This is a genomic window from Paradesertivirga mongoliensis (genome assembly GCF_024436395.1).
In the GTDB taxonomy this organism is placed as follows: domain Bacteria; phylum Bacteroidota; class Bacteroidia; order Sphingobacteriales; family Sphingobacteriaceae; genus Paradesertivirga; species Paradesertivirga mongoliensis.
The window spans coordinates 34,517-48,164 of record NZ_JAFMZO010000003.1; the positions used below are offsets into that span (position 1 = coordinate 34,517).

Annotated in this window: 13 protein-coding genes and 1 pseudogene; 3 read left to right on the forward strand and 11 right to left on the reverse strand. The window is 39.9% G+C overall.

The genetic code is table 11. The features are described 5' to 3' along the window. Positions 1-19: 19 nt before the first annotated feature. From J3P43_RS11400 to J3P43_RS11410, 3 genes are all read right to left on the reverse strand, one after another. Positions 20-1,138, reverse strand: a complete 1,119-nt coding sequence (locus J3P43_RS11400; protein WP_255902439.1) for an epoxide hydrolase family protein — start codon at positions 1,136-1,138, stop codon at positions 20-22. A gap of 101 nt (positions 1,139-1,239) precedes the next feature. Beyond that, complete coding sequence (locus tag J3P43_RS11405) at positions 1,240-2,058, reverse strand: helix-turn-helix domain-containing protein (RefSeq protein WP_255902441.1); 819 nt, start codon at positions 2,056-2,058, stop codon at positions 1,240-1,242. Between the two features lie 1,005 nt (positions 2,059-3,063). Beyond that, positions 3,064-3,543 (reverse strand): GNAT family N-acetyltransferase, encoded by a 480-nt coding sequence (locus J3P43_RS11410; RefSeq protein WP_255902443.1) that lies wholly within the window; start codon positions 3,541-3,543, stop codon positions 3,064-3,066. 747 nt (positions 3,544-4,290) lie between these two features. Between J3P43_RS11410 and J3P43_RS11415 the strand changes: the two genes are divergently transcribed. After that, positions 4,291-4,812 carry a phytanoyl-CoA dioxygenase family protein gene (locus J3P43_RS11415; protein WP_255902445.1) on the forward strand — a complete coding sequence of 174 codons (522 nt, stop codon included), beginning with the start codon at positions 4,291-4,293 and terminating at the stop codon, positions 4,810-4,812. 267 nt (positions 4,813-5,079) lie between these two features. Here J3P43_RS11415 and J3P43_RS11420 read toward each other — a convergent pair whose 3' ends face one another. The 7 genes and pseudogenes from J3P43_RS11420 to J3P43_RS11450 all read right to left on the reverse strand — a co-directional run. Continuing rightward, positions 5,080-5,550 (reverse strand): JAB domain-containing protein, encoded by a 471-nt coding sequence (locus J3P43_RS11420; protein WP_255902447.1) that lies wholly within the window; start codon positions 5,548-5,550, stop codon positions 5,080-5,082. 509 nt (positions 5,551-6,059) lie between these two features. Continuing rightward, positions 6,060-6,239, reverse strand: a complete 180-nt coding sequence (locus tag J3P43_RS11425) for a BF3379 family histone-like protein (RefSeq protein WP_255902449.1) — start codon at positions 6,237-6,239, stop codon at positions 6,060-6,062. Positions 6,240-6,678: 439 nt separating this feature from the next. Further along, complete coding sequence (locus tag J3P43_RS11430; RefSeq protein WP_255902451.1) at positions 6,679-7,197, reverse strand: hypothetical protein; 519 nt, start codon at positions 7,195-7,197, stop codon at positions 6,679-6,681. Between the two features lie 90 nt (positions 7,198-7,287). Continuing rightward, positions 7,288-8,373, reverse strand: coding sequence for a hypothetical protein (locus tag J3P43_RS11435; protein WP_255902453.1), 1,086 nt, complete (start codon positions 8,371-8,373; stop codon positions 7,288-7,290). 26 nt (positions 8,374-8,399) lie between these two features. Next, positions 8,400-9,161, reverse strand: a complete 762-nt coding sequence (locus tag J3P43_RS11440) for a DUF4138 domain-containing protein (RefSeq protein ID WP_255902455.1) — start codon at positions 9,159-9,161, stop codon at positions 8,400-8,402. 10 nt (positions 9,162-9,171) lie between these two features. Beyond that, on the reverse strand, positions 9,172-10,335 hold the full coding sequence (gene traM, locus J3P43_RS11445) for a conjugative transposon protein TraM (protein ID WP_255902456.1): 1,164 nt from the start codon (positions 10,333-10,335) through the stop codon (positions 9,172-9,174). 218 nt (positions 10,336-10,553) lie between these two features. Then, positions 10,554-11,769 (reverse strand): annotated as a pseudogene (locus J3P43_RS11450) (type IV secretory system conjugative DNA transfer family protein); the annotation flags it as partial. A gap of 3 nt (positions 11,770-11,772) precedes the next feature. Between J3P43_RS11450 and J3P43_RS11455 the strand changes: the two are divergent. Both J3P43_RS11455 and J3P43_RS11460 read left to right on the forward strand, forming a co-directional pair. Beyond that, complete coding sequence (locus tag J3P43_RS11455) at positions 11,773-12,063, forward strand: type ISP restriction/modification enzyme (protein ID WP_255902458.1); 291 nt, start codon at positions 11,773-11,775, stop codon at positions 12,061-12,063. Further along, positions 12,064-12,960, forward strand: a complete 897-nt coding sequence (locus J3P43_RS11460) for a phospholipase D-like domain-containing protein (RefSeq protein ID WP_255902460.1) — start codon at positions 12,064-12,066, stop codon at positions 12,958-12,960. A gap of 76 nt (positions 12,961-13,036) precedes the next feature. On the opposite strand, the gene J3P43_RS11465 is transcribed toward J3P43_RS11460, so the two are convergent. Further along, positions 13,037-13,303: a helix-turn-helix domain-containing protein gene (locus J3P43_RS11465; RefSeq protein ID WP_255902462.1), complete on the reverse strand. Its 267-nt coding sequence runs from the start codon at positions 13,301-13,303 to the stop codon at positions 13,037-13,039. Positions 13,304-13,648 lie beyond the last annotated feature (345 nt).

The following is a 13,648-nucleotide window of genomic DNA, read 5'->3' on the forward strand; positions in this document are numbered from 1 at the left end:
AAGGCTTTTTTTATTAACCTTAATGCTTATGAAAAAATTCCTTCAATTCAGCGCTATAAACTTCCGGCACCTCAATAGCGGCAAAATGTCCGCCTTGTTCCAACTTTTTGAAGCTTACGATATTTGCTTGCCGGTCTGCCCATTCTTTAGGAAACTGTGCTTCCTTGGGAAATAACGAAACTCCGGTAGGCACATCAACTCTTTGTGATGATTTTAATCCTCCTGTATACATCGCTTTTGCATTTTCGGCATAAGTTCTAATCGAGGTGTTGACAGTTTGAGTAACCCAATAAATCATGATATTGGTGAGAATTTCATCTTTTGTAAAGCTGTTTTCTATGTTGCCGTCACTATCGCTCCAAGAGTTTAATTTCTCCAGTATCCAAGAAGCCAAGCCCACAGGTGAATCGTTTAATCCGTATCCCAATGTTTGCGGCTTCGTAGATTGAATCATAATATAGGCCCCTTCGGTAAAAACCCATTGTTGTATCAGTTGCCCGAATTGTTGTTCGGCGGGCGACATAGTGCTCCAATCTTCGCTTCCGCTAGGATAACCTACATCAGTTAAATGAATTGCTTTTACAGTTCCCGGAAATTCTACAGCTAATGATTTCGTAATAAGCGTTCCTATATCACCGCCTGCAGCATAATAATTTTGATAACCTAAAACGTCTGTCATCAATCCATTAAAAAGCCGAGCAGTTCTATCACAATCTACCGCTTCCCGGCTTGAAAACCCAAATCCCGGTATAGAGGGTACAACAACATCAAAAGTTTGCTCGCCTTCGGTAAGCAAAGAAAGCACTTTCACAAAACGGTAAAATGAGTCCGGCCAGCCGTGGCTCAAGAGCAAAGGCTTTGAGTTGTGCCCTTTGCCTTTTATATGGATAAAATGAACGGTAATACCTTCAATATCTGCAGTAAATTGAGGAAGCTTATTTAGTTCTTCCTCATGTTTTCGCCAGCTGTATTTTGTTTGCCAGTATTCCAGAAGTTCCTTTAAGTAAGCAGAATTAGTGCCGTAATGCCATTCGGCATCCTCGGGTGAATCTGTCCATCGAGTGTTTTTTAAGCGATTGTTCAAGTCTTCGAGAGTTAATTCCGGAACTTGGATCTTAAAGGGAGCAATTTGTGCCATATTTATCAATTCAGTTTTAAGCCGTGATCTAATTACAAATCGTAGATACTCTGCAAAATAAACTGATGGATTCTAATGAAAATAGAACAAATCCGACATGATTATTCGCTCAAAATAGATCCGCTATCTTCTAATAAATTGGTTTTGGATAAAAGCTTTTTAGGGGTAAGGGTAGTAAATTTTTTAAACTCGCGATTAAAATGGGATTGATCGGAGTAGCCTAATTCATAGGCCAAGTCAGTAAGGGATTCAAATTGTCCCTGTTGAATAGTATAAAGAGTTCTTTCAAAACGTAAGACTCTTTTATAAAATGAGGGCGTAAAACCAACAGTTTGCAAAAAAATGCGTTCAAACTGCCGCTCACTTATTTTGTACTTAGCCAATAGCTTCGCATAGCTTGTTACTGAGCTTAGTTGGAGGAAATCTATTACCCTCTTGTCTAATTTTTTAATAAAATCTAATCGCTTCAAAAAAAAGGCGTCCAAGATCTTAATCCGCATTTGATGAGAAGTTGCGCTTATTAATTGCTCGATACCTTCATTTGGACAAAAGTGATTCATATCCAACACTGCATCAGTAGTCTCTTGGGCATCAACACCAAAAAATGCCTTAACAGCATGCGGAAAAAAAGAAACAGCTATATGGGAGTACTTTGGCTCCATCTGCAGCAAGGCGGGCTTGGATGTAACCCCTTTTAAGCTTGCAGGAAAAATACCTTGATTGTGATAGCCGTGGAGTGCATTTTTACCATCTAAACATTGAATGATAAGACGAGGAAACCTATCTGCCATCAGTTGGAGGCTTAACATTGAGTTAGTAGGAAGGTTAAGCCCCAAAGACCAGTAATACCTTATGTATGATCTTAACGCAGGATGCGGTTGATATATATCATGAGTGGCTAAATGATTTTCGAAGGCCATTTTTATGGTATATTTTCTCCAACAAATTTATTATTACCTAGTAAAAAGCCGACTACTTTTTCAATAATTTTCTAGACACTCTCTTCAGACTTTAGCATTGAAATATAATTATTATCACTTTTGGTTTTGACAGGGTAAAGCCTGTCTATATTTTTTTTCTACCGGATATGCATCTAATGTTGCTACAAACTTCGGATTAGCTGCGACATCTCTGCCATCCTTATCATAAGCAATTGAAACTTCCAGATATCGACCTGTTCGCTTCAACGCGTTTTAAGCATGTAATATTTACATAAACCTCCATTCACCGCTGTATTTCACCCGGTGTGCTTATAGGCTCACCATTTATTGTTCCGCAGATTGAAATATGCCCCTATCCTTGCCCGCATGTTTAAATATCCCATTTATATTTGGTTCGGTACAAACACTAAACGTCTAATCCCGATTTATTTAAGTTCAGATCCGAATTCAGCTTATTATTTTTAACGGTTCGAGACAAGTGGGGCTCTTACACCCGATTGCAAATTTCTTTGTTGCTTTTAATGATGATGAATCCCGGTTTGCGGATTTAAACGCCTTTAGGGCTTAAATGGACTACCCAAAGATTGTTCGATCATATAAGCAGTTGCAACGGCTTGTCCTGCTGCGCGAGCTACAGCTCACGTTACCGGATCACCCAATTGTCTTGCAACAGCATGTGCTCCCAGCGACGCCTTCATCGCTACCCCTGCTTTCACCTTTTTCCCAGTTCTCAAAAGCCTCCGAAGCATGAACTAATCCTTGAATAATATTTTGACCCATAAGTTCTGTTACGAGTTACGCAAACTCTCTTGCTTATTGGTTGAGCTTACTATGATTTTCTGCTGAAAGAAGTCCTCCTCGGTGTTTTGCAAAATTTATACCGCTTGGAATATTCAAGTTTGGCGTTTAGAGGCATAAATTTCACTTTTGGTGAATGTACTCGCTGATATTTCAAGAGAAAACTAATCGTTTTTTGGGACTATATTAGACAAGGACCTTTCGCATCAATGTGTCCCTCGCATCAGTTTTGCATCTAACAAAACCCATCTTTTCAGCAAATTTTACTGCTTTAACATTTTGTGTTTTGGTTTGTCCCATTAGTGCTGTTACACCTAATTCCTGTTTTGAAACTTCCACCAATAAGTCAAATGCAGCCTGCATATAACCCTTTCCCCAATATTCAGGTAGCAGGGAGCCTCCTATTTCAATTTCCTTGTTCAGTTTATCCCAGTGGTGTAACGCGCAGTCGCCAATGATTAAGGTTGGATTGTCCGTCGGTCTTATTGTAAAAATATATTCGCAGATCGATATAATTCGTTCTGTAAATTCTATTGGCGTTTCATTTGGTAAAAAAGGACTTTCATCAAAGTTTATTGCCAGTGCAGGATGTGTGTAAAGACCATGAAAAAACTTAGCGTCGTTTACAGTAAGATTTTTCAGTATTACTTTTCTGTTCGATAACATTTCGGAAACATTTATTATCAAGAGTTACTAGGGTAATGATTTTAATTATAGTCTAAAGGAGCGATTTGCGTATATATAAGTAATATCCCATCGTGTCTCATTATTAGATTTTCTGAGAATTTCACAATGAACTGTACATTATACCTGGTTGTTTTTACAAGTACTCATAATCTAAAACTAGAAGGGGTTTCATCGCTTTTTATTTACCCTTACCGCTGTACGACTTGATTGAAACGCCTTACTCGGACATTCCAAACTTTTGGCGTCTTAGACGGGCCGAGATCCGCAAAGCAGAGACTAAAATATGTAATTTTTAAAGTATTCACTTTGTAAGCACAGCATTAAATTAAAAAAACCTTATGAACGCTTTTTATGGGAATATGTATCTTTGCTCTATGAGAATGACCGTAATGTTATAGTATAAATTTTCAAGTCACTAAAACTAATGTCCAATAGGGCACTAATACTTTATTGTCTAAAATTTATATTGATACATTATGTATGATATTTTAAATTCCCAACAAATACATTCTTTTATTACTGACGGTTTTGTCCGCATTGATAATGCATTCTCTTCTGATATCGCAGCCGAAGCAAGAAGCATATTATGGAAAGATATTCCAGCAAATCCAAACGATAGACACAGCCGGTCGTATGGCTGGGGATGTATACGCAGGAGCCATTTATAAAGGCTGCTAATAACACTATACTTCACAGCGCCTTCGATCAATTAGTCGGGAAAGAAAAATGGATACCCTGCATGAGTATGGGTGCATTTCTGTTCGTTTCCCTTCTGAAGTGGATTCTGGTGATACAGGCTGGCATGTAGACGCCGGATTTGCGGGAGCTGATCACAATGACTTTTCCGCTTATCGCATCAACGTGTATTCAAAAGGGCGCGGCCTGTTGATGCTGTTTTTATTTTCTGACGTAGGCGAGAAGGATGCACCGACCAAGATTCTTAAGAGCTCTCATCTTGATGTTGCCAGATTATTAGCAGAAAAAGGTGAAGACGGGCTCTCGTTTATGGAATTGGTCTCTGAGTTGTCAGGAATTTCTAAAAGTGAAGAAATCCTGGCTGTAGGAAACGCTGGAACAGTTTATCTCTGTCACCCGTTCCTCGTTCATGGTGCACAGCGACATCTTGGTCAAGTTTGTGTCGATCTTCGAGTTTTCGGAATATACTGGTCTGCAAATCGAAGAGATTCGGACCTTCCTTCGCCCACCAATTCTTCATTCTTCCAGCTTTACCACTTTCCCTCGATTTAAATACATCTTCGTATTCAGTGACATATTGCCATGTCAGTGGGTAATTCGACTTTAATTCTTTCATCGTCACCACTAAGTCTTCAACTGTTGGGTCCCATTGCTTGTTGGTAAAAAGTAGGGTTGAGGTCCAAATGCAATTAGATGGGAATTTCACCCTGACTTTTTTACTTAGACTTGGTGATCGAAGGTTTTAAAGTTTAGTATACATAATCTTCAAAAAGTTCCACCTTTCATTGTAGTCGGAAGATTAATGAATAAAAAAGGGCTTCACACCAGCCCTTCATCTGCAAATGAGTAAAACCCTTCAACTGTCACTATTAGATGATCTAAAACAGCTATATCTAACAATTTTCCTCCATTTTTAATTTTTCTGGTAAGGTTTATATCAGCCTGACTAGGTTTTAAATTTCCTGATGGATGATTATGAGCGAGAATAATGGAACTGGCACATCCTTTCAAAGCAGTTCCGAAAATTAATTTAGGGTCAGCTATTGTTCCTGCCATTCCTCCTGTTGAAACTTCAAATATTCCTAAAACTTTGTTTCCGCGGTTTAACAGGATGACTTTGAACTGTTCCTGTAATTCCATCTTATTCATATCCCAATTCTGGTACAAAATCTCATAGATGTCTTTGGAGCAGCATATTCTTGGTCTTTCTGACGCTTTGAACTTTGGTCTGTAAATAACTTCAATTTCTGATATCTGGAACAATGAAATCTGATTTTGTAGCTTTTCCATAATTAGCTGATTTAGTAGTGAATGAATTAATCATGGCGCTCAAGCAGGACTGAATAAGGACTAAGGGCAAAGTGGAGATTCAAATAATGTGGAGGCTCCGCCACAGGCGGATACCCATTTTTTTAATACTACTTTGGCGCAGCGTACCTGTGTCCGGATGCAGACCTAACTTTGTGCTGATGATTAAGAATGATGATCGTGAATGACTAGACCGACAGGATTGAAGATGGAACTTTTGTATTTTTGCGATAATGGGAATGCCGCTGAGATTAACGTTAGAAGGTAAGGACTACTGGTTTCAGATAGAAAATGAGCGACTCATTACTAAAGGCACAGTCGAGATACCGATTGTTTTTGAAGGGGCCTCATTGACGTTGCTCAGAAACGGAAAAGGTTGGTTGATAGAAGGAAACGGTACTGGATTGTCCTCAGACTTGGTTCACGCCATTGGCCGAGCCATTGAGTCGAGGTTTAGGTTATGAAAGAAGAAGCCCTCGAGCTCCTCTCACTTATTTCTCTTTGTTCTCAATCTCGGTTACTTCTTTTCTCATATCAGAAGCGAGAGTTTTAATATCCTGCAATCCTTTGCGCACCCGCGTTCCCGCAGCGCTGTTACCGCTATTATAAAATTTGTCAGCATCGGCTTCAATAGACGCAAGTAGATCTTTCAGTTTGTTGTAATTATTCATGAATTTGAGTTTAGATAGCCAAGATGCGAAAGTTCACCAACAAAACCAACTTGTTCCCTTGTTTGAGCTCACAACGTTCGTTTCTAACACGGTGTGTTATCGAACAATCCAACCCATTCTCACTGGGTAGGCACCAAAGAGCGGTAGCCATGCGAAGCGTCAAGGCCGGATGGCCAAAAAGCAACGATGACCGATGAATCCGCTTGTATAGCCTTTACGCTTCGCGTGGCGTCGGTATCTTTGCTTAAGGTGGTGAGAAAGGCGGATTTACATATAGTGAAGGTGGCCAGCAGTTATTTTGGAGAACACTTTACTTTTACTGTGTCTAGGAATCAACTCAGCATTGCACGATTCACATACTGCAAGCTCACGTGTTAGGGTTTGATTCTCTCTCCTTTTATTTTACAACTCCAAACCCGTTTTTTTTAGCGTTCCGAGTTCACTGCTCCACTCTCCACCCATCATCATACAATAAAAAATCCGCCTTATGGTTCTCCTTCTCATCAAACTTCCTTTTTGACAGCTTAGCAAACGGAGTAACATTCCTATAGGAGGTTGTATATTCAACAACAGCCTTTTTATCACCATCTAACATCTGGATACCAGTAACTTCTTCAATAGCCTGATCAGCTATTTTGACCCTTTGTATATTGTCTTTTTTATCCTCTTCCGTTTGCGAAACCATGTACGCCTCTCCTTTTTCTGTGAAGGAGATCAACGGTTTTCCCGAATCGCTAAAATCTTGTGTTCGTTGGACAGTTAAAAGACCATCGCTCTCCAATCCGGCGTCGAGCATTCTTTTAGCGTAGGCAGGGTCTGAAACAAATATTTTGTAGGTAGCGGGCTGAGATTGGTGGTTTTCTTGTAGAAGTTTCAGAGCTTTCTCCCGATCTAGTTTTTCAGATGAGCAGGATACGATTAAAAGGATTGGCAGTAAGTAGGTTAGTGCATCTTTCATATAAGTAGGTCTATGGAATAACTAAGATATAGAATTGTGCCTTTATTAAAAAATGCATGAAAACTAAAGAAGCCCTTTCGGGCTCCTGGATTATGACAGAGACAGTTTTCGCTTACGCGATTGCTTTTGCTTCGGCTGCTCCGGGTCGGCATCCTTCTTTTGGGCTTGCTTCTGAGAAGCCTTTTCTCCGGTTGATTCAGACTTTCCGAAAATCTGAACGTTCTGCCTTCTTACAGCATGCATCTTCTGATCGTAAACGTTTATGTTCTTGAATTGCGGAACGGCTTCGATGAAAAACTTCAAATCCTTTTCACCCTGTTTCATCGTCACCTGCTGCACATTGCCTTTTTCGAGGGACTGGAGGAGCTGTTTTTTTTGTTCCGGATCAGCAAGTTCCTTGATAGGAAAATTGCCTAAAGTCTTTTCCAGATCGTATCCGTAATGATCATTAAACTGTTTTAATTTGTGATTGCCTTTATCATCCGCATTCTCAAAATCCAATTTTAGCCATGCACTGTACTTTTGCCCCTCTTTGATCATGAGGTCTTTGAAAACGGATCGACCTTCCAAGAGGTTGAAGGCCTCCTTTGCTGTAATTCCGTTCCCTTTATTCACATAGAAGGATTGACTTTTTTCTTCCTCCGGTTTTCCGTTCTGCAGTTTAGCATCCATTCGGTTGAAGAAATACATTTCTGTAGAATCAGATTTTTTGAAATGGAGAGTGTAGTCCATCTTATTATTGAAATGAGGAATTTGCAAGTTGATCTGAAATTCTCCTTTTTGTTGCTCAATATTTTTCTTCAGTTCCTCGTTAAGTTTGTCTCCAAATCCAAAATACTTTAAGCTGGATTGAAGGAAGTCTAGATTTTGCGTATTCATAGATCTTATTGATTTCAAGTGTTGAATGTCTTTATCCTCATTTTGCCTGGGTTTGATATCTAACATTTTTTTCAATTGATAGAGAGCGTCTGACACATACCCGGTTTCTATTATTTCCCAGGCAGAGGTATTATCATGAGCATACTGCTGGGCATCCAGATGGCTGGAAAAGCAGTTTACATCCCACTTTCCTTTAATGACTGAGTCGGGGGCGTATGCGAACCACTTTTTCCCCTCCGAGTACTCACTTTCAAAATAGTCGCGCAGATTGTCAGCGTTTTCATGATCGAATTCCATCTTCTATTCCTTTAGTAATTGCGCCTTTACATTTTCTCTGCTGTCACTTTTAAGTACAAGTTCCGGGCTCCGTTCTTTTCGTAAATCTCCGTGAATAACGCCTGGCCTTTTGCAAGTGGAAACTTGTCGAAGGTAAATATATAAAGTCCCGAGCCACCGGCTGTGATAGTATTTTGCGATGCTCCAATGGCTTGCGTTGGATGGATTTCCCGCTCCTGAGTAACTGTCCTTTTCGTGGTTTTGAGATCCCGGACATAGAAGCGGACGAAATCGAGATCATAGTTAATACTGGAGTTATTTTCGATTTTCAACTTATAAAAGAGAGTATTTCCTGACACTGATATCTGTCCGAGTTCAGCTTTTACTCTGCCCTTTTTGTCGCTGGTTACTACATTTCGGACTCTACCTGATGCTAGTTTTGAGCTGACTTCTTCTTTTGGCGTTTTCCGTCGGGCATCTACTGCTACAGTTTCCTGGCTGTTAGCCAAACGATAAAAGCGACCAGCCCGGCCATAAGAAAAGGCAACGGGAAAATGATAATCTCCTCCGTCTTCTGTTGTTATACGAATCTGGGAGGGGAAAAAGCCTTGCGAGGCTTTAACTGTAAGCACATTATCTCCTGTTACCGCTGCAATTAGATGACGACCAGCATTTACCGGATTGGCAATCCTCGCAGGAAATTCTATTGCTGTTGTTTTGTTGTGGCTGACATAAATAGTATCCTGACCGCTGACTAGATTCGCTATGCAGATCAATGTCAGGATTATTATTGATTCAAATGATTTCATGGCTGATGAATTAGTTTCGTTGACTATTATCTCTGAGGAGCAGCTGATATCCAGCCTTCAACTTTACTCTTACCTGCTTTACTTTGCGACTGAACAAGCCCTTTGCAGCCTGTACTCCTGCACCAGCTACCTGGGCAGACACAGACGGATCCATTGTCATAATTTGCAGACTTTGCACTGCATCCTCAACTCCCTTTTTTGAGGCGTCACGGGTTATTGCTCCCGGAATGTATAACCCTTCCAGACCGTCAAGATCAAAGGCAGAAAGAGAGACAGGAAGAATGGAATTTTTATAGCGGAGAGTGGGGATATCAATTTTCAAACGCTCATCATCAATAGAAGCAATCCCATAAACAAATTCATTTCTCGGAATTAGCGTGCCTCTAACGAAAATGCTGTCAAGTAAGCGCAGTTTTATTACGGAACCGGCAACAATTTCCTGATCCTGATGGATGGTTGCTTCAATGGCATTTCCGGTGCTTTCCGCGTACCGGGAATTAATATTTCGGCCCAGAGCATACAGACTTTGTTTCTCCTCCTGGCCGTTTGCTACATGAACAGAAAAAGTCGCGGTTGATCTGTCAGTCAATTTCTGTTTTTGTTTTTCTCTTATCCTTGATGGATTTTGAATTTCGAGTACCTTTTCAAGTATTGAGTTTAGTTGGGCCATTTCCTTATCATCCTCATTCCCGCCCTGTAAGCTATTCATTAAGTTTTCAAGACGGTTTACGTCTGCACCCATATTAGAAGATTGTTGATAGGCAGCGATACGAGCGGTTGAGTAAGAATCTCCCGAAGGCGGTGTCGTTCGGTTCAACTCTGTTGTGATTTGTGCCAGCTTTTCGTTGATCTTCTGTTCGTTGGGATCAACCACATCTGCGTCCTGAGGAAATGCAAGTCCTTTAAAACCTGATTCTTCATCATTATTTGCCGACACTCTTGCTGAAGTCTGGTAGATGCTGAATTTGTCATTCTTCTCCTCCTGGTTGAACTTTGCATCTGGAAGATCCGTATTAAATCCTTCTTTTGATTGCTTCGCCAGGTCTTTGTCAGGCATTCCTTTTCCACCACCTAATGCCCAGAAGGCCATCGTCATAAAGGGGAATACCAGTAGTGGCAACACCATTAAAAATTTCCGTTTCCTTCGCGTTTCCGCCGATAGTTGCTTTTTCATAGCTATTGATTTAAATGATTAATAATTAAATTGAATGGAAGATGAGATATAAGCTTATGGCGCCAAAAAAGGCGCTGATAACAAGCAGGAAGATTTCTTTCTGAACTTTCGAGAAATTTGCTGTTTTAACATTGAGCCATCCGGCTGTCGAAAGTTGAAGTTTAATAATCTTTGCAGCGATTCTCCGAGCCAGGTCTTCCTGCTTGCGGCTTAACTTTAACAGAAACACTCTGCCTTTGCTGCACTATCTTTCCGAACCTCTCTGCCAGCTGCTTGGCAGTATCTCCGGTCACTTGTCCCGCTATAACATTACCTACGATGTTAAGAATTACTTCTGCCTGCTCTCTTCCATAATCTTTTTTAGCTGACTGTAGTCCTGAACCGCCAGAGTTGTTGCTACCTTATTTGATCGGGCAGTCGCTATCAGGCTGTCGATATGGTTGAAATAGATCGTCGGGAATTCATCAAATATCAAGCTGCATTTTTGCTTGTTTTTCTGATTTACTAGTTTAATCATTCTTGAAATATACAAACTCAGTACGGCCCCATATACCTGCTGCTTCTGCGGATTGTTGCCATACAAATAACTTTTGCCTCATCGGGATTATTTAAATCAAGTGTGAAGTCGTTACCTGATAATACGAAATACAAAGCTGGCGATGAAAGTCTTGCCATGCTAATTTTTGCACTTGCTACCTGACCTTCTAATTGATCATATGCTTCGTTTTTCCAGGCTGAAATAAAGGGATTGAGTAAAACTTCAATTTCTGGTTCCTGGTTAAGCACAGCAAACAGGTACTTATATTCAACCTGCATTAATTCAATAACATGTGGTAAGGTGCAAAAAATTCCGCCCTTGTATTTTCTCAAATACCAAATTATCGCTGTTACAAAATTGATAGGTGATTCAACGAAAAAGTCTCCTTGCTTTTTGATCCATTCGCGGTTCAACCCCAACATTATTGTTCTCGAGGCTTCAGTTGCATCGGTAATATCAGTCATGCTCTGAGGATTCAGAGGGTTGCACCGATGCGTCCTGGTTAAATCTTCAAAATTGATTACATAGAATTTCCGTTGTAGGTGCTTTTGGTCTTCGCAAGTCAGGAGGGTGTTGTAAGCGATTTTGGTTAAATCATCGTATTTAAAATCATAGATAAACATGCTAAAGCCCTTCTTAATATGCTGGGTGATGATATGCCGGATTGCAAAATATGATTTCCCTGAGCCGGGAGTACCGAGTATCAATGATCCCCTAAATGGATTGATAGTGTTAATCCAGCTGTTTCGGGTTTTACCTTTCAAGTAGTACTGTGCAGGCAGATTAATAGAGAACTCATTTTCCAACTTTCTTTCCTCCTGAGGAAATGTCTCGTTGTCCTTATTGAAGATATCACCACCCAACTTTAGTATCAATAGACGCGAAAGGCGCGTTCCCCTTTGATAGAAAAATACATCACCAAATACCGAGTTGATGGCAATAACAAGGTGGAAAAACTGAAATACGAGGGTTCCAAAGTTTGGATCAACGGGAGTCAGTATTTCGATAATGTACCTCAACTCGCCTGGGAATTTTACATTGGAGGCTACCAGCCTGCTCAAAAGTGGTTGAAGGACAGGAAAGGAAGAGAACTTGATTTCGAAGACATTTTACACTATCAAAAGATCATTGTGACGCTAACAGAAACCGACAGGTTGATGAAGGAAATTGATGAAATTATATCCGCATAGTTGGCAATTACATTTTTAAAAGGCTCAGAACTAAATACTGCTCTGGAGCACCTTATTGAGGATGCAGATAACTACTTATACCTAATTTGTCCTTACTTTCATTTACATGAGAAGCTGAAAGTTGAATTGAAAGACAAAAAGGATAAGCCCGATCTAAAGATTGTGGTGATGTTCGACAAAAATGAGGAAGGTACACATAAGAGTTTAAGAAAAGAGGATTTCGATTTTCTCAGGACCTTCCCTAATATCGAAATCAGGTACGAACCGAAATTGCACGCTAAGTATTACGCCAGCGAAGACCGTGCAATAATCACCTCTTTAAATTTACTGCAATACTCGCACGATCATAATATTGAAGTTGGGGTTGTTATGGATGTAAAAGGCTTCCTGGGCGATATTGGTGATTTAGTAAGCTCTGGAAACAGTGTAGAACGGGACTCATACCTGTATTTCGAAAAGGTTATTAAAAACTCCGAGTTAAAATATCAACGAGTTCCTGTTTTTGAAAAAGCATTGCTCGGATTCAAGAACGACTACAAGAAATCGGAAGAGAATGTAAACCTTCTTGATGACGTCTATAAATCTAACGCCCCATCTGCTGTTGGATATAAATGGGGAAAAAATTCGCCTGCCGAAGAAAGGGAGCGGCGTGAATGGTCTAATAACCCACTTGCTGAAAAAGTTGGGTACTGTATTCATACCGGCGAAGAAATACCTTTCAATTTGAAGAAGCCCTACACAAGAAAGGCATTTAGCACCTGGTCCCAATTTAGTAATCCGGATTATTCCGAGCGATTTTGCCATTACTTTGGGGAACCCTCAAACGGCGAAACAACTTTTGCCAACCCTGTTCTAAGGAAGAATTGGCGCAAAGCGAAGGAAGATCATAGGTTTTAAGCTGCCCTGCAATTAATAAAAGTATTTGGAACTAAGTGGTATAAATACTTCTTCAACTGACAAAATCTTTTACAGCTTATTTCGCTGGATTTTGCAGCAACTCATGAATCTGTTGATAAGCGTAATAATATACACCACCGACCTTCTTCGCATATAAAATACCGTTGGTTCGATACGTATTTAACGTATTCTTGGTAATATTCAACATAGTCATCACTTCGAAAGACTTTAACCATTTCTTTCTAGGTGTTTCATTATACGTTTTTAAAAGTCTCTCAAAATCTTCCAATAATTGGACACGGAATTCCCGAAGATCATCTGTAGTCAATATTTCAGTAGGCATGATAAATAAGTTTATATTACAAAAGTGATAACTCTAGAAATTTACCAATGGGGATTTTTAAAAATGGCCATTGAAAAATTTCACTTTTTTTGATCTTGCACCTACAATATTATTGCTATGAAAACTGAAAGAATTTGTATTTACCCAAAGGACGTCATGCTAATAACAGGAAGAAGTGAACGTTCAGGTTGCAGGCTTTTGCAGACCATTAAAAAAAAGTATAAAAAGACTAAGCACCAGTTTGTATCGATTTTTGAATTTTCGGAATACACTGGTCTGGAAATTAATGAAATCCGGGGATTTCTCAATTAATAAAAGACGAGTCTATTTTGGTACATTTTGTGC